Here is a 16,072-nt window from a genome sequence, read left to right as displayed (position 1 = left end):
GTCCGTGCCGGCGTCGCGGCGATCAGTCGAGGCGTGCGACCTTGGTGCGGCCGAGCGGCGGATTCTCTCGGAAATAGGCGCGCAGGCCGCGCAGGATCGCGTTCGCCATCTTGTCCTGGTAGGCCTCGTCGTTGAGCCGCTGTTCTTCCTCGGGATTGCTGATGAACGCCGTTTCCACGAGGATGGACGGGATGTCCGGGGCCTTCAGCACGGCGAAGCCGGCCTGCTCGACGTGGGTCTTGTGCAACTTGTTGATGTCGCCCAGTTCGCTGAGCACGGCCTTGCCGAGTTTGAGGCTGTCGTTGATCGTGGCGGTCTGCGACAGGTCGAGCAGGGTGCGCGCGAGGTGGCCGTCCTGCCTGGCGAGGTTCACGCCGCCGATGAGGTCGGCGTCGTTTTCCTTCTGCGCGAGCCAGCGTGCGGCCGAACTCGATGCGCCGCTTTCCGACAGGACGAAGACGGAGCTGCCGCGCGCGTCGGGGCGCACGAAGGCGTCGGCGTGGATCGACACGAAGAGGTCGGACTGCACGCGCCGGGCGCGCGTGACGCGCTGGCCCAGCGGTACGAAGTAGTCGCCGTCGCGCGTGAGCACTGCGCGCATGTTCGGCTCGGCGTCGATCTTCTGTTTCAGGCGGCGCGCGATCGATAGCGTGACGTTCTTCTCGTAGCTGCCGCGTGCGCCGACCGCGCCCGGGTCTTCGCCACCGTGGCCGGGGTCGAGCACGATGGTGACGAGACGGTTGGCGGCCGGGCGTGCGGAACGTCGCGAGCCCGAAACCTGTTCAGCGCTGTCGGGGCGGGCGATCTGTGCCGGTGCATCCGCAGCCGTCTGTGCGTCGCCCGTTTGTCCCACCGCGGCATCCATGGGGGAGGACTTCTCGATCAGCGCCAACAGGGGATCGACCGGTGTGGTGGGGTACAGGTCCAGCACCAGGCGGTGGCCGTAGTTGCCGACCGGCGCGAGGGTAAACACCTGTGGGTTGATCTCGCTCTTCAGTTCGACGACGAGGCGAACCACGCCGGGCCGGTTGCGGCCGGCGCGGATCAGCCTGATGTAGGGGTCGGACTCGAGGACCTTGGACGGCAGCGACTGCAGCACGCTGTCGAACTCGACCCCTTCGAGGTCGACCACGAGGCGGTGCGGATCGGTGACGAGCAGGTGGGTGAACTTGAGCTGCGAGTTGCCTTCGATCGTGATGCGGGTGTATTCCGCCGCGGGCCACACGCGCACCGCGAGGAGGCTGGTCGCGGCCATGCCGACCGGGCTGACGAGCAGCGCGAGCGTGGCGCCGGCGAATTTCAGCAGGTCGCGCCGCGTCAAGCCGGGTGCGGTAGTCATGTCGGCTTCCGGTTCAGCTCCGAATCCAGTTTGCGTATGCATGTCCGTCCTGCCTCCGTCAGTGCCAGCGCTTCAAGGCGCCGGCCCGGGCCGGAGACGGTGAGGCGGATCTCGAGGTCCGGCGCAGCAATATAAGGCGCCGCCTTGTCCGGCCATTCCACCAGACATACCCCGTTTCCGTCGAAATATTCGTCCAGCCCTGCTTCCAGATATTCTTCTGGGACTGCGAAGCGATAAAAATCAAAGTGATATAAGTTTAATCTAGAAACAAGATAAGGTTCAATCAAGGTGTAGGTCGGACTTTTCACCTTTCCGTCGTGACCGAGGGCACGCAGCGCCCCGCGCACGAGGGTCGTCTTGCCGGCGCCGAGGTCGCCGCGCAGGTAGATGACGAGGCCCGCGCACAAGGCTGTCGCAAGGGCTGCACCCGCGGCTGCGGTGTCGGATTCGTCGTCGAGGTGAGCCGAAAGCGGGCTGCTATCATCTGCCCGGTGATGAACGTGAATCATGATGAAATCCCTGCGGATGTCGCTCCCGACGCGTCCCTGAACGCGCTCGTCGGGCGGATGAAGATGTGGGCCGCCGAGCTCGGCTTCGCCGATCTCGCCGTGTCCGGCGTGGATCTGTCGTCGGCCGAGCCGGGGCTCGAAGCCTGGCTGGCGGACGGTTTTCACGCAGACATGGATTATATGGCGCGGCACGGCATGATGCGGGCGCGTCCGGCGGAGCTGGTGCCGGGCACGCTGCGGGTCGTGAGCGTGCGCATGAACTACTGGCCGCGGGCGGCCGACGCGCACGCCGCGCTGGAGGATCCGCATCGAGCCTATGTGTCGCGCTATGCCTTGGGCCGGGATTACCACAAGCTGATGCGCAATCGCCTGCAGAAGCTCGCGGAGCGTATCGCCGCCGAGGCGCCGCACGGTTTCCGGGTGTTCGTGGATTCGGCGCCCGTGCTCGAGGTCGAGCTCGCGGGCCGATCAGGGCTAGGCTGGCGCGGCAAGCACACGCTGCTGCTGAATCGGCGCGCCGGCTCGTACTTCTTCCTCGGTGAGATCTTCACCGACCTGCCGCTACCGGTCGATGCCCCCGAGGCGCCGCATTGCGGCAGCTGCCGTGCGTGCCTCGACGCGTGTCCGACCGGTGCCATCGTCGCGCCGTACAGGGTCGATGCGCGGCGCTGCATCTCCTACCTGACGATCGAGCTCAAGGGTGCGATTCCCGAAGAACTGCGGCCGCTGATCGGCAACCGCATTTACGGCTGCGACGACTGCCAGCTCGTTTGTCCGTGGAACCGCTTCGCGCAGCCCGGCAAGGAGCCGGACTTCGCGCCGCGCCACCGGCTCGACGAGGCGAGTCTGGTCGAGCTCTTCGCCTGGAGTGAGGGCGAGTTCCGCGAGCGGATGGCGGGTAGCGCGATCCATCGCGTCGGCTTCGAGCGCTGGTCGCGCAATCTCGCGGTCGCGTTGGGCAACGCAGCGGGCACGCCGGAGGTGCGGGCGGCGCTGCGGGCGCGCGCGGAGGACCCTTCGGAACTGGTGCGCGAGCATGTCGTCTGGGCCATCGCGCGGCACGCGCTACCGCAGGGCTGAGCTTGCGCTAGAATCCATTTTTGTCCTGACCTGGTTTCTGCATTGGACTCCTCCCGACCCATAGGCGTATTCGATTCCGGCATCGGCGGGCTCACCGTCGTGCGCGCCCTGATGGAGCGCCTGCCGCTCGAGCGCATCGTGTATTTCGGCGACACCGCGCGCGTGCCCTACGGCGTCAAGTCGGTTGCGACGATCGAGCATTTCACCGCCCAGATCACCGAGTTCCTGCTGCAGCAGGACGTCAAGATGCTAATTGTCGCGTGCAACACGATGGCGGCGGTGGCGGCCGACGTGGTGCGGCGGCTGGCACGCGACATTCCCGTGCTCGACGTGATCGAGGCGGGCGCGCATGCGGCGGTCGCGGAATCGAACGGACGCGGTATCGGCGTGATCGGCACGCCGACGACGATCAACAGCAATGCCTACGCGCGGCGCATCCATGCGCTGGATCCCGGCGTGCGCGTGTATTCGCAGGCCTGTCCGCTGTTCGTGCCGCTGGTCGAGGAGGGCTGGCTGGATCATCCGGTGACACGGCTGACGGCGCAGGAATACCTGAAGCCGGTGCTGGCGGAGGAGGTCGGCAGCCTTGTTCTGGGCTGCACGCACTACCCGCTGCTGAAGCCGCTGCTGCGCGATGTCGCGGGGCCGGGCGTGCGTCTGGTCGACTCCGCGATCACGACCGCGGAACTCGCCGCGGCGAAGCTCAAGGAACTCGGCATCGCCAGCACGCACCCGGGGCCAGCCGGGTATCGCTTCGTGGTCACCGATGTGCCGCTGCGCTTCCAGACGATCGGCGAGCGCTTTCTCGGGCGCTCTCTCGGCACTGTCGAAAAGGTCGAGTGGTAGGACGTCCGCCCCGGGGGCTCAGCGCTCGGGGCCGGTTGCGACGGGCCGCGCGGGATCGGCGCACCATTCGCTCCACGAACCGGCATACAGGCGCGAGCCGGTCAGCCCTGCAGATTCCATCGCCAGCAGGTTGTGGCAGGCCGTGACGCCGGATCCGCACTGGTGTACGACGCGGTGGGCGTCGCCGCCCTTCAGCAACGCCCCGAATTCCTCGCGCAGGATCGAGGCCTGTTTGAAGTGTCCGCGTCCGTCGAGATTGTCGCGGAAGAAGCGGTTGATCGCACCGGGAATGTGCCCGCCGACGGGGTCGAGCGTCTCGTTCTCGCCACGGTAGCGGTCGGGGCTGCGGGCGTCGAGCAGCAGCATCTCCGGGTTGTGCAGGTGTCCGAGGACCCAGGCGGCATCCACGACTTCGGGACGCAGCGAGACGCGGAAGGTCGCGGGGACCGGTTCGGGGACCTTGGCGGTGAGCGCCTGGCCGGCTTCCAGCCAGGCCACCAGCCCGCCGTCGAGGACCGCCGCGCAGTGGTGCCCGACCCAGCGCATCATCCACCACAGGCGTGCCGCGAACATGCCGCCGGCGTCGTCATAGGCGATGACCTGGGTTTCGTTGCCGACGCCGGCACGCGCGAGGCGTTGCGCGAAGGCTTCGGGATCGGGCAGCGGATGGCGGCCGTTCGTGCCCGTCAGCGGGCTGGACAGGTCTTCGTCGAGGTGCAGGAAGCGCGCGCCCGGGATGTGGGCGCGGGTGTAGACGTCGCGGCCGAAGTCGCGGTTCGCGAGGTCGTGGCGGCAGTCGAAGATCACCCAGTCGGGTTCGTCGATGTGCTGGGCGAGTTCGTGGGCGCTGATCAGCGTGCTGTAGGACGCGGAAGAGCCCGATGCGTGACTGCTCACCGTGCGGGCTCCTCGGTCGTCTCGAGCCAGGCGCGCGCGCCCGCCTCGTCATCGAACACGAGTACTTCGGCGTCGACGAAGAGCTGCGAGATCCACGCGCTCCATGTCAGCCACTGGTCCTGCGTGAGTACCGCGATGCGGCGGAAGTCATGCGCATGCTTGCGCGAGAAGCGGATTTCCTCCCATGCGACGTCGAGCGTGAAACCGGCCATTTCGCGCAGATCGAAAAGCAGGCTCACCGGCCCCTCGAACTGGATCTTGTAATTGACCAGTTCCTCGAACTCCTTGTAGTCCGCGAGGGTGAATTCGCCGAACACGGCAACGGCGACCAGGTTGGGGCGATGGTCCGTTGTGATCATGACTGCCTCCGCATGGCGACTGGATTATGCGAACTACTATATCCCCGGGCGCCAGCCGCTTCAATCTCGACCGCGGCCGTCGGGCGCGGCGCCGGCGGGCAGTGCCTGTGGCGCCGGGCGTGAGGCGAGCGACACGGCCGCGCCGCTGGCGATGATCAGCACGACGGCGATCCAGGCGTCGAGCGGGAGGATCTCGTCCCACAGCAGCACACCGAACAAGCTGGAGAAGATCACCGTAGTGTAGGCCAGATTGGCCGCGACGATGGTTTTGCCGAAGCGGTAGGCACGGGTCATCGCGAGCTGGGCGAGTGCCCCGAACAGACCGACACCCGCGAGCGCGGCACCGCCTTGCAGGTCGATGGCGCGCAGTTCACCCGAGAGCGCCCACGGGATGCCGAGCAGGGTCGTGATCGCCGAGAACCACAGCACCGTCCTCGCCTCCGGTTCGCCGGCGCGGCCGAGTTCGCGCACATGGATGTAGGCAAGACTGGCGACGAGACCGGAGCCGAGTCCGGCGCAGGCCCCCAGCCACTGCTCCGCCTGGAGCGTCGGCTTGAGCAACAGGATGACGCCGACGAATCCCAGCGCGACCGATGCGATCACTGGCCCGCGCAGGCGCTCGCGGAACCACAGCGCGAGCAGCAGGGCGACGAAGATCGGCGAGGTGTAATTGAGCGTGACTGCCGTCGCCAACGGCAGGGCACTGATCGCATAGAAGTAACACATCAGCGCCATGCAGCCCGACAGGGAACGGGTGATCTGCAGCCGCCAGTGCGGGGTGCGCAGCGGCACCCCCTGCATGAGCGCAATGAGCGTCACGACGAGCAGGCCGACGAAGCCGCGGTAGAACACCAGCTCCCCGGTGGAGAAGGTGCCGGATCCGAGCTTGACGCACACCCCCATGCAGGCGAAGAGCAGGCTGGCGACGATCATCCAGAGCGATTGCATGGCGGCTTGGTGCGGTGCAGCGAAAGGCGACATTGAACCACACGCGCGCCGTGCAAGCGAGCGCGGGGAGGGATGGTCAGGCGCACGGCGCCGCGGTAGGCTTGCGTCATCGCGCGTCTTTGCGGGGGTGGCATGAGCTGGCTGCTGGCGCTGGATCAGGGAACGTCGAGCTCGCGGGCCATGGTGTTCGACGCCGACGGGTGCGCGCGCGGAGCCGCGCAAAAGGACTTCACCCAGTTCTTTCCGCATCCCGGGTGGGTGGAGCACGACCCGGACGAGATCCTCGCGTCGCAACTCGATTGCGCGCGTGCGGCGCTGGTCGACGCCGGCATCGCGGCGGCTGAGCTTGCCGCGCTCGGCATCACCAACCAGCGCGAGACCACGATCCTGTGGGAGCGTTCCACCGGCCGGGCGCTCGCTCCCGCGATCGTGTGGCAGGACCGCCGCACCGCCGTCGCGTGCGACCGGCTGCGCGCAGACGGATACTCGGACCTGATTCGCGCGCGTACCGGTTTGGAACTCGATGCGTACTTCTCGGCCTCCAAGCTGGCGTGGCTGCTGGACAATGTGCCGGATGCGCGCAGGCGCGCGGAAGCCGGCGAACTGGCATTCGGCACCGTGGACAGCTGGCTGGTGTGGCACCTGAGCGGCGGGGCGCTGCACGTCACCGATCCGGGCAACGCCGCACGCACGATGCTGTTCAACATCCGCAGCGGTGACTGGGACGACCAACTTCTCGCGCTTTTCGACATTCCTCGCGCGCTGTTGCCGCGTATCGTCGACAGCAGCGGCCGGTGCGGCGAGACGCATGCCGAGGTGCTGGGGGCTGCGGTGCCGATCGCGGGCATCGCCGGGGACCAGCAGGCTGCCACCTTCGGCCAGGCGTGCTTCACGCCCGGCATGGCGAAGAACACCTACGGGACCGGCTGCTTCCTGCTCATGAACACCGGCGCCGGCATCGTGGCCTCGGCCAACCGCCTGCTGACGACGGTCGCGTGGCGCGCCGGCGGGCGCACCAGCTATGCGCTGGAAGGCAGCATCTTCATGGGCGGGGCGATCGTGCAGTGGCTGCGCGACGGCCTCGGCCTGATCCGGCATTCCGGCGAGATCGAGGCGCTCGCCGCGAGCGTTCCCGACAGCGGCGGCGTCGTGCTGGTGCCGGCCTTTACCGGGCTGGGCGCCCCCTACTGGGACGCGTATGCGCGCGGTGCGCTGTTCGGCCTGACGCGCGGCACCGGCGCCGCGCACATCGCGCGCGCAGCATTGGAGGCGATCGCGCTGCAGACCGTCGATCTGGTCGCGGCGATGGATCGCGACGGGGCCGGTCCGCTGAGGGAGCTGCGCGTCGATGGCGGTGCGGCGGCGAACGACCTGCTGATGCAGCTGCAGGCCGATCTGCTCGGCGTGCCCGTCGTGCGGCCGCAGATGCTGGAGACGACGGCACTGGGCGCCGCCTACCTCGCCGGTCTGGGGGTCGGCGTGTGGTCGGGCGAGCACGAGGTCGCCGCGCACTGGCGCGCAGAGCGGCGGTTCGAGCCTGCGATGGGTGCGGATCGGCGCGAGGCGTTGATCGCCCGCTGGCATCGCGCGGTCGGGCGCTCGCGCGGCTGGGCCGAGGCGTGAGCGCGGCGACACGCCGGGACCCGGCGGCCGGGCTGGATCGGGCGTCGCTGCTCGCGCGCCTGCGCGAGACCGGCGCGTGGGACGTGGTGGTGATCGGCGGTGGCGCCACGGGGCTGGGCTGCGCGGTCGATGCGAGTGCGCGCGGCTACCGCACATTGCTGCTCGAGGCCCATGACTTTGCGAAAGGGACCAGCTCGCGCGCCACCAAGCTGATTCATGGCGGCGTGCGCTACCTCGCGCAGGGCAATCTCCCGCTGGTGCATGAGGCGCTCGCCGAGCGCTCGCGTCTGCTCGCGAACGCGCCGCATCTCGTGCACAAGCAACGCTTCGTCGTGCCGGCCTACCATTGGCTGGACATCCCCAAGTTCGGCACCGGTCTGGCGTTCTATGACCTCATGGCGGGCATGCACGGCATCGGACACAGCCGCGTGCTCGACGCCGCCAGCACCATCGTCGCCCTACCGACGCTGCGGCCGGCAGGGCTGCGCGGGGGCATCGCGTACTGGGATGCCCGGTTCGACGACGCACGCCTCGCGCTCGCCCTGATGCGCACCCATTTCGACCTGGGCGGCCTCGCGTTGAACTATCTGCCCGTCGATGGACTGATCGTCGACGACGGGCAGGTGAACGGCGTGCTCGCGCACGACGCAGAAACCGGCGAGGCGTTCCGCATCCCCGCGGGCGTCGTCGTCAATGCAACGGGCGTATGGGCGGACGCCATCCGCCGCGCGGAGCTGCCGCAGGCGCGTCCCTTGCTAAAGCCCAGCCAGGGGGTGCATATCGTCGTGGATGCCGCGTTCCTGCCGGGGCGCGATGCGTTGCTGGTGCCGGAAACGGCAGACGGTCGTGTCCTGTTCATGATTCCTTGGCAGGGTCGCGTGCTGATCGGCACCACCGATTCGCCGCGCCAGGATCTCCCCCTCGAGCCCCGACCGCTTGCCGGAGAGATCGATTTCATCCTCGAGGCCGTCACGCCGTATCTTGCGCGACCGCCCGTTCGCGCGGACATCCGCAGCGTCTTCGTCGGGCTGCGTCCGCTGATCGGCGCGGGCGACAATTCGGCAACGCGCAGCCTGTCGCGCGAGCATTGCATCGAGGTGTCGCCGGGCGGACTCGTGACGATAACCGGCGGGAAGTGGACGACCTACCGCCGCATGGCCGAGGAGACCATCGATACCGCGCGGTCGGTGGCCGGGCTGGCGCGACGACCATGCGTCACGGCCGAGCTGCGCCTGCATGGCGGCGAGGCGGGTCCGACGTCCGATTGCTACGGTTCGGTGCGCGCGGCCGTTGACGTGCTGCCCGGCGCCGGTCGGCTCGTGCATGCGGCTTTCCGCCTGACCGAGGCCGAAGTGCGCTACGCTGCGCGCTGCGAACTCGCGCGCGGGGTGGAGGACGTGCTGGCGCGGCGATATCGGGCGCTGTTCCTCGATGCCGCGGAAGCGGCCGCCGCAGCGCCCGCGGTTGCGCGCCTGCTGGTGGAGGAACTGGGAAAGGATGCGGCGTGGTGCGAGGCCGAGGTTGGGCGCTTCGGCGAACTCGCCCGCCAATACGCCCGGCCCGAGGAATAACAAGAGGGACAGTCGCGCGGCGCAAACTGACGCCCCGCAACGCCCGGTCGAGGAGATCTGTGTGACACCCGTGCGCATCGCATCGCTGACGCTCGTCACGATGATCGCCTTCGCGGCCAATTCCGTGCTGTGCCGCCTCGCATTGCAGCACACCGGCATCGATCCGGCGAGCTTTACGGTGATCCGTCTGGTGTCGGGCGCCGTGATGCTTGCGATCCTGCTGCAGTGGCGGCGACAGGTTCCGGGCAAGGCGGGCAACTGGGGCTCGGCGCTTGCGCTGTTCGCCTATGCCGCAGGATTTTCCTTTGCCTATGTCTCCCTGCCGACCGGTGTGGGCGCGCTGCTGCTGTTTGCAGCGGTGCAGGCGACCATGATCCTCACCGGGATCGCGCGCGGAGAGCGTCTGCGGACACAGCAGACCGCCGGATTGCTGCTGGCCTTCGGTGGGCTGGTGTACCTGCTGCTGCCGGGGCTGAGCGCGCCGCCGCTTGGCGGGGCCCTGCTGATGATCGGGGCGGGCATCGCGTGGGGGGTGTATTCGCTGCGCGGACGCAAGACTTCGAACGCCTTGGCCGCCACCGGGGGCAATTTCCTGCGCACGGTGCCGATGGCGCTCGCGCTGGGAGTCCTCGGGAGTGGCGACGTGCGCGTCGATGCGGGCGGGGCGCTGTACGCGGTGCTGTCCGGTGCGGTGGCGTCGGGGGCCGGTTATGCGGTGTGGTATGCGGCGCTGCGCGGGCTGACCGCCACCAGCGCCGCGACCGTCCAGCTCAGCGTGCCGGTGATCGCAGCCGTCGGCGGGGTGCTGTTCCTCGGCGAGGCGGTGACGCTGCGCCTGATCCTGTCGTCGGCCGCGATCCTCGGCGGCGTCGCAATCGTGTTGCTCGCGCGCCGCGCCTGATCGTCGTCCTTCAGCGTGCCGGGCCGCAGCTGATGCGCTCGGCCGAATAGACCGTGGCGTTTGCGACCGTCCGGGCGCCGCGCCGCGTGCTGCGCTCGATCCGTGCGAGCAAACGCTGCACGGCGCTCGCCGCGGGCGGCTCGAGGCGGATGCGGGCGTCGGTCTCGGCCTCTATCACCATCCGGCCGTCGCCGGGCACACGGAAGCGGTCACCCGCGCCGAGCCACTTGTCCTGTGAGTATCCCTCAAGTGTCAGCCACACGTGGCCCCTGGCCAGACTCACTTCCCAGTCACCCGCATCATCGATCGAGAGGATTCCGCCTGCTTGCAGATTCCATTCCGGGCGCGCATATTTCGTTTCCATGATGCCTCCTGATGCTCCGCTGGAGCGACCGTTGTGGCAGCCATTGTCATCGCCGGCGGCAGTCGTGAAAATCGATCTTTTCTGACACGTTTGTGAATAGCGCTCACATATGGAACGTCCCGGGAAACTTCCGCCATTGCCGGCGCTGCGCGTCTTCGAGGCGGCGGCGCGCCTGTCGAGCGTGTCACGTGCGGCCGACGAATTGTTCGTCACGCACGGCGCGGTGAGCCACCAGATCCGCGCGCTCGAGGAGCATCTCGGATTTCCTCTCTTCCATCGCCAGGGACGGTCGGTCGTGCTGACCCCCGCGGGGGAGGAGCTCCTGCACGCCGCAAACGGCGCTCTGCGGCAGATTGCGGATACCGTCGCGAATCTCAGGCGGCGGTCCAATCCCAACCGCCTGTCGATTAGCGTGATGCCGTCCTTCGCCAGCCGCTGGCTCACGCCGCGCATCGGCGCCTTCATCGATGCCCATCCGTCGGCGGAGGTGAACATCACCGCGACCGGCGCGCTCGCCGACTTCAGCCGCGACGGCATGGATCTCAGCATCCGCTGGGGACCCGGCGGCTATTGCGGCGTCCGGAGCGAACTGTTGATGGACGACGTACTCTTTCCGGTCGTCAGTCCCGCCCTGTGCGCGGGGCATCCGCTGCGCGTGCCGGGCGATCTCGCTTGCCTGCCGCTCTTGCGTTCGGAGGGGGAAGACTGGGCGCCATGGTTCCGTGCTGCCGGCCTCGACTGGCCCGAGCCGGCGAGCGGCCTGATGCTCTCCGACTCCGCCCTGGTGCTTCAGGCCGCACTCGAAGGACGCGGCGTCGCGCTCGCGCGGCGCAGCCTGGCAGCGTCGGCGCTGCGTGCGGGAAAACTGTTGCGCCCCTTCGACATCGCCATCGAGGCTCGTCATGCCCCCGAGGGCATTTGTTCGAGCGACTTCCCGCCCGACTTGCCGTTCGCACGGCGCCCGCAGTGGCGTTACTGGATCGTGCTCCCCGAAGGGCGGCCGGACACGCCGCTGCTCCTGGCTTTCCTCGACTGGCTGCGCGCCGAGGTCGCGGCGGATCTGGCCGCTCCGCTGATGCCGCTTCCGGTCGGGCGCGGGAGCTTCGCCTCGCTGTAGAGATCCGCCCGCTCAGACGGCCGTGGTGTCGCGGTCCCGCGCCATGCGTGTGAGCGTGACGATCGCCTCGAGCCCGCCCTCGGCGCGATTCGTGAGCCGCACCTCGCCCCCCTGTGCCCGCAACAGGTTGCGTGCGATTGCCAGACCCAGTCCTGTGCCGCCCGTTTCCCGGCTGCGCGACGACTCCACGCGGTAGAAGGGCTCGAAGACCTTGTCCAGCTCCTGCGGCGGAAGTCCGGGGCCGTCGTCGCGGATGCGAAGCTCGCACGCCGCGGGCTGGGCGTGCAGTGCGATGCGCACGCGGCCCCCGAACTTGTGCCCATTCTCGATCAGGTTCCACAGCGCGCGGCGCAGTCCGCCGAGTTGCCCGCGGCACGGTGGTACCGGCTCGCCCTCGATCTCCACCTCCCAGCCCATGTCCTGCGCGTCATCGCGCAAGGCCGCGACCAGGGCGTTCAGGTCGATCGCCTGCTTCGGCGCGCTTGTGTCCAGACTGCGCGCGTAGTCCAGTCCTTCCTTGGCCAGCGCCTGCATCGCGTCCAGGTCACTCTGGAACTTCGTGCGCAGGGCCTCGTCCTCGATCAGCTCGGCACGCAGGCGCAGGCGCGTGATCGGGGTCTGCAGGTCGTGCGAAACGGCGGCCAGGATGCGCGTGCGCTCGGCGACATGCTGCAGGATGCGTTCCTGCATGCGGTTGAAGGCGTGCGCAGCCAGAGCCGCTTCGGCGGGGCCGTCGGTCGCGAGCGGCGGACGGTTCGGATCCTCGCCCAGCGCATCGGCAGCCGCCGCCAGTCGCGTGATCGGGCGCGTCGCGATGCGTACCGCGAACCAGGTGAGCAGCGTGACGCCGACGAGCAGCGCCAGCAGCGACGTCACCAAGCTGCCCGGCGGCAGCGGTGGCGGGCGCATGCCGAACATCGGCCCCTGCATGCGGATCAGCAGCGGGGTGCCGTCGCCCAGATTCAGGCTTACGAAGGACTGGAAGCGGTGCGGATGCTCCTCGTCCGGTCGCGCGCGGGACAGCACTTCGACGCTGCGGTCGGGAAGGGCCTCGCGGATGGCTGCGGCAAGCGGTGCGGAAGCGGAACTGGCCGTCGCGTCGGGAGGCGGTGGCGCGAGGGCGAAGCGCAGGCGGCGGCGTCCCACCGCGTCGATCCAGTCTTCGCGCTGTACCGCCGGCATGTGTTCGAGCACATCAACGGCAGCCGCGATCTCGCGTGCGACGCCCTCGAACAACACCTCGCGCGCAAAGCGGTCGCGTTCGCTGAGAAAGAGCGCGAAGCTCACCGCCAGCACGACCACCATCCCGCCCAGCCAGATCAGCATGAGCCGGGCGAACAGCGTGCCGGTCCATCGGGTTTTCATGGAGCCTCGTCTTCCGGCGCTACCGGCGACACCGCACATGCCAGCACGTAGCCCTCGTTGCGCACCGTCTTGATGATCTCGGGCTCGCGCGCGTTGTCGCCAAGGCGTTGGCGCAGCCGGCTTACCAGCAGGTCGATCGAGCGGTCGAAGACGTCCGCCTCACGGCCCTGGGTCAGCTCCATCAACTGGTCGCGGTTCAGAACCCGCTGTGGATGTGAAAGGAAGACCGACAGCAGCCTGTATTCGGCACCCGAAAGCGGCACCACCGTGCCGTCGGGGCCGATGAGGTGGCGGCCCACGGTATTCAGGCGCCAGTGGGCGAAGCCCAGTTCGGTCGCGTGCTGCACCTGTGCAGCCGCGAGATTGGGCGGCAGCGCGCGTGCGCGGCGCAGGATGGCGCGGATGCGCGCCAACAGTTCGCGCGGGACGAAGGGCTTCGGCACATAGTCGTCTGCCCCCATCTCCAGCCCGAGGATACGGTCCATGTCCTCCCCGCGGGCGGTCAGCATCAGGACCGGGGTGTTCGCATGCGGGCCGGCTGCGCGCAGGTTGCGGCACAGGGTCAGGCCATCCTCCCCGGGCAGCATCAGGTCCAGCACGATCAGGTCGACGCGGTGGCGGTCGAGCGCCGCCTTCATCTCGCGTCCGTCGGCGGCGGTCGTGCAGCGCAATCCCTGCTTTTCGAGGTAGTCGGCCAGGAGCGCGCGGATCTCGCGGTCGTCGTCGACGATCAGGATATGGTCGGGTGCGTTTGTCATGTTCAATGGATGGGTTCGGCGGGGCGGTCGGGGCCTTCCCGGGAGTTCGGGTCGATCGAATCTTACGGCCGCGTAGCCACCGGTTTGTATCCCAGAGTATCGCTCACGGCACGCGAAACACAGCCATTCAATCCGCTTTCCTGCGGACAAATCCCGCTTACACGGCGGTGCTGAAATGACTCTGCCGCCCGTAAGGGGCGAACCCGATCACCAACCGGAGAAGGATCATGAAAACCTGGATGAAGAATTCACTCGCCGCCGCGCTCGTCGCGACGATCGGCATGGGAGCGGGCGGGGCGTTCGCGGCACCGTGGGGTGATTGCGACGGCCCGCGCGGTGGCATGCACCGGATGCACCGCATGGACCCGGCAGCGATGTCCGAGCACATGACCCAACGCCTCGCGACCCTGCAGACGGCGCTTTCCCTGAAACCCGAGCAGGCGCTGGCGTGGGAGCAGTTCAAGAGCGTGATGCAGGACAAGGCGCGCAGGATGTCCGAGCACATGCAGGCGATGCGCACCCAGGAACGTCCGAAGACCGTGCCTGAACGCATGGAGCGCATGGAAGCCTTCGCGAAGGAACGCGTGGCCTCGATGCAGGACGTCCGCAAGGCCACCGAAGCCTTGTATGCGGGACTCGATGCGACGCAGAAGAAGACCTTCGACGAGCAGTTCCCGATGTTCGGCCCGCGCGGGATGGGGCGAGGCGGCAAAGGCGGCATGGGACCGGGACGCATGGGGCCGGGCATGCCCCCTCAGGGTGGCGGTGCGGGCTGAGTCGCATCCGCTCGGCATTGAACAATAGGAAAAAGGCCGCGTCTTGTGGACGCGGCCTCCAGCTTTGGCGGGCCTGATGGCGGTCCGCCTATGCCCCTTTGATCAGTGGAACTGCTCTTCTTCGGTCGAGCCGGTCAGCGCCTTCACCGAAGACGAGCCGCCCTGGATGACGGTGGTGACGTCGTCGAAGTAGCCGGCGCCGACTTCCTGCTGGTGCGACACGAAGGTGTAGCCCTGTTCGCGAGCGGCGAATTCCTTCTCCTGCACCATCTCGACGTAATGCTTCATGCCTTCGCCGCGGGCGTAAGCGTGCGCGAACTGGAAGGTGTTGAACCAATTGACGTGGATGCCGGCCAGCGTGATGAACTGGTACTTGTAGCCGAGTGCCGAAAGTTCGTCCTGGAACTTGGCGATGGTCTTGTCGTCGAGGTTCTTCTTCCAGTTGAACGACGGCGAGCAGTTGTACGACAGCAGCTTGCCCGGGCAGGCGGAAAGCACGGCCTGCGCGAACTCGCGGGCGAAGCCGAGGTCCGGCGTGCCGGTCTCGCACCACACCAGGTCGGCGTAGGGGGCGTAGGCGACACCGCGGCTGATGGCCTGTTCAAGGCCGTTCTTCACGCGGTAGAAGCCTTCCTGCGTCCGCTCGCCGGTGAGGAAGGGCTTGTCGTTCGCGTCATGGTCCGAGGTGATCAGGTTCGCGGCTTCCGCGTCGGTACGGGCCAGGATCAGGGTCGACACGCCCATCACGTCGGAGGCGAAGCGGGCCGAGATCAGCTTCTCGATCGCTTCCTGCGTCGGCACGAGCACCTTGCCGCCCATGTGGCCGCACTTCTTCACTGCAGCCAGTTGGTCTTCGAAGTGCACACCGGCGGCGCCGGCGGCGATCATGTTCTTCATCAGTTCGAAGGCGTTCAGCACGCCGCCGAAACCGGCTTCAGCGTCGGCGACGATCGGCAGGAAGTAGTCGATGAATTCCTTGTCGCCCGGATTGACGCCGCGCGACCACTGGATCTCGTCGGCACGCTTGAAGGTGTTGTTGATGCGGCGAACCATCGTCGGCACCGAGTCGTAGGCGTACAGCGACTGGTCCGGGTACATGGTCTCGGACGTGTTGCCGTCGGCGGCGACCTGCCAGCCCGACAGATAGACGGCTTCCAGGCCGGCCTTGGCCTGCTGCATCGCCTGACCGGCGGTGATGGCGCCGAAGGCGTTCACATAGCCCTTCTTGGCGCCGCCGTTGACCTTTTCCCACAGCTTCTCGGCGCCGCGCTTGGCCAGGGTGTGCTCGATCGGCAGGGAGCCGCGCAGGCGGACGACATCAGCAGCGGCATAGCCGCGCTTGATGCCTTTCCAGCGGGGGTTTTCGGCCCAGTCTTTCTCGAGGGCGGCGATTTGCTGTTCGCGGGTCAGGGTCATGACAGTTCCTTCTCGGCTGATGGTTTACAAGCTGGTTTCAACTCGGCTGCGCGTCCGCCCGGTGTTCCGGTCGGGCGACTCCTGCCGGTACGAGGCGCGCTAAAGCGTCCTCGTGTGGGAAAAAGTATAGGGACGATCTCGCTTTGCAGCAATAAGTCTTATATAAGATATAAGAAATTATTTGCAGCAAGAAAATCAGATAT

General features: G+C 67.8%; 16 protein-coding genes. 7 read left to right on the top strand and 9 right to left on the bottom strand.

Annotated features, from left to right (window positions below):
- Positions 1 to 22: 22 nt before the first annotated feature.
- Together ToN1_RS05535 and tsaE are read right to left on the bottom strand one after the other, a co-directional pair.
- Positions 23 to 1,339 carry an N-acetylmuramoyl-L-alanine amidase gene (locus tag ToN1_RS05535; RefSeq protein ID WP_210148031.1) on the bottom strand — a complete coding sequence of 439 codons (1,317 nt, stop codon included), beginning with the start codon at positions 1,337 to 1,339 and terminating at the stop codon, positions 23 to 25.
- A complete protein-coding gene (tsaE, locus tag ToN1_RS05530; protein WP_169205265.1) occupies positions 1,336 to 1,848 on the bottom strand; it encodes a tRNA (adenosine(37)-N6)-threonylcarbamoyltransferase complex ATPase subunit type 1 TsaE in 513 nt (170 codons plus the stop codon). Before tsaE ends, ToN1_RS05535 begins: the two co-directional genes overlap by 4 nt.
- On the opposite strand from tsaE, the gene queG reads away from it, so the two are divergent.
- Both queG and murI read left to right on the top strand, forming a co-directional pair.
- Positions 1,834 to 2,928, top strand: coding sequence for a tRNA epoxyqueuosine(34) reductase QueG (gene queG / locus ToN1_RS05525; RefSeq protein ID WP_169205266.1), 1,095 nt, complete (start codon positions 1,834 to 1,836; stop codon positions 2,926 to 2,928). The two genes, tsaE and queG, sit on opposite strands and share 15 nt — an antisense overlap.
- A gap of 111 nt (positions 2,929 to 3,039) precedes the next feature.
- Positions 3,040 to 3,774 carry a glutamate racemase gene (gene murI, locus ToN1_RS05520; protein WP_425305843.1) on the top strand — a complete coding sequence of 245 codons (735 nt, stop codon included), beginning with the start codon at positions 3,040 to 3,042 and terminating at the stop codon, positions 3,772 to 3,774.
- Positions 3,775 to 3,792: 18 nt separating this feature from the next.
- Here the strand turns inward: murI and ToN1_RS05515 are convergent, their stop codons facing one another.
- Genes ToN1_RS05515 through ToN1_RS05505 form a run of 3 tightly spaced genes read right to left on the bottom strand, consistent with a single transcriptional unit; the run spans position 3,793 to position 5,978 of the window.
- Positions 3,793 to 4,671, bottom strand: a complete 879-nt coding sequence (locus tag ToN1_RS05515; RefSeq protein ID WP_169205267.1) for a sulfurtransferase — start codon at positions 4,669 to 4,671, stop codon at positions 3,793 to 3,795.
- Complete coding sequence (locus ToN1_RS05510; protein ID WP_169205268.1) at positions 4,668 to 5,030, bottom strand: SpoIIAA family protein; 363 nt, start codon at positions 5,028 to 5,030, stop codon at positions 4,668 to 4,670. The genes ToN1_RS05515 and ToN1_RS05510 overlap by 4 nt, the downstream gene beginning before the upstream one ends.
- Positions 5,031 to 5,090: 60 nt before the next feature.
- The gene (locus ToN1_RS05505; RefSeq protein WP_169205269.1) at positions 5,091 to 5,978 is read right to left on the bottom strand and encodes a DMT family transporter; all 888 of its coding nucleotides are present in this window, start codon (positions 5,976 to 5,978) and stop codon (positions 5,091 to 5,093) included.
- A 132-nt stretch (positions 5,979 to 6,110) separates the two neighbouring features.
- Here ToN1_RS05505 and glpK point away from each other — a divergent pair, with 132 nt between their 5' ends.
- From glpK to ToN1_RS05490, 3 genes are all read left to right on the top strand, one after another.
- On the top strand, positions 6,111 to 7,601 hold the full coding sequence (gene glpK, locus ToN1_RS05500; RefSeq protein ID WP_169205270.1) for a glycerol kinase GlpK: 1,491 nt from the start codon (positions 6,111 to 6,113) through the stop codon (positions 7,599 to 7,601).
- On the top strand, positions 7,598 to 9,172 hold the full coding sequence (locus tag ToN1_RS05495) for a glycerol-3-phosphate dehydrogenase/oxidase (protein ID WP_210148029.1): 1,575 nt from the start codon (positions 7,598 to 7,600) through the stop codon (positions 9,170 to 9,172). Before glpK ends, ToN1_RS05495 begins: the two co-directional genes overlap by 4 nt.
- A 61-nt stretch (positions 9,173 to 9,233) precedes the next feature.
- Positions 9,234 to 10,073 carry a DMT family transporter gene (locus tag ToN1_RS05490; protein ID WP_169205271.1) on the top strand — a complete coding sequence of 280 codons (840 nt, stop codon included), beginning with the start codon at positions 9,234 to 9,236 and terminating at the stop codon, positions 10,071 to 10,073.
- Positions 10,074 to 10,083: 10 nt separating this feature from the next.
- On the opposite strand, the gene ToN1_RS05485 is transcribed toward ToN1_RS05490, so the two are convergent.
- Positions 10,084 to 10,437 carry a DUF2917 domain-containing protein gene (locus ToN1_RS05485; RefSeq protein WP_169205272.1) on the bottom strand — a complete coding sequence of 118 codons (354 nt, stop codon included), beginning with the start codon at positions 10,435 to 10,437 and terminating at the stop codon, positions 10,084 to 10,086.
- Positions 10,438 to 10,573: 136 nt separating this feature from the next.
- On the opposite strand from ToN1_RS05485, the gene gcvA reads away from it, so the two are divergent.
- Complete coding sequence (gene gcvA, locus ToN1_RS05480; protein ID WP_244860969.1) at positions 10,574 to 11,554, top strand: transcriptional regulator GcvA; 981 nt, start codon at positions 10,574 to 10,576, stop codon at positions 11,552 to 11,554.
- A gap of 12 nt (positions 11,555 to 11,566) precedes the next feature.
- Here gcvA and ToN1_RS05475 read toward each other — a convergent pair whose 3' ends face one another.
- Positions 11,567 to 12,919: an ATP-binding protein gene (locus ToN1_RS05475; RefSeq protein ID WP_169205274.1), complete on the bottom strand. Its 1,353-nt coding sequence runs from the start codon at positions 12,917 to 12,919 to the stop codon at positions 11,567 to 11,569.
- The gene (locus ToN1_RS05470) at positions 12,916 to 13,677 is read right to left on the bottom strand and encodes a response regulator (protein ID WP_169205275.1); all 762 of its coding nucleotides are present in this window, start codon (positions 13,675 to 13,677) and stop codon (positions 12,916 to 12,918) included. The genes ToN1_RS05475 and ToN1_RS05470 overlap by 4 nt, the downstream gene beginning before the upstream one ends.
- Before the next feature lie 227 nt (positions 13,678 to 13,904).
- Here ToN1_RS05470 and ToN1_RS05465 point away from each other — a divergent pair, with 227 nt between their 5' ends.
- Positions 13,905 to 14,453 (top strand): Spy/CpxP family protein refolding chaperone, encoded by a 549-nt coding sequence (locus ToN1_RS05465; RefSeq protein ID WP_169205276.1) that lies wholly within the window; start codon positions 13,905 to 13,907, stop codon positions 14,451 to 14,453.
- Between the two features lie 102 nt (positions 14,454 to 14,555).
- Here the strand turns inward: ToN1_RS05465 and aceA are convergent, their stop codons facing one another.
- Positions 14,556 to 15,869, bottom strand: coding sequence for an isocitrate lyase (gene aceA, locus ToN1_RS05460; RefSeq protein WP_169205277.1), 1,314 nt, complete (start codon positions 15,867 to 15,869; stop codon positions 14,556 to 14,558).
- Positions 15,870 to 16,072: the final 203 nt, after the last annotated feature.

Origin of the sequence: Aromatoleum petrolei (assembly GCF_017894385.1) — a bacterium.
GTDB lineage: Bacteria > Pseudomonadota > Gammaproteobacteria > Burkholderiales > Rhodocyclaceae > Aromatoleum > Aromatoleum petrolei.
Note: the sequence above shows the minus strand (reverse complement) of the source record. Positions and strands in the feature narration are given on the sequence as shown.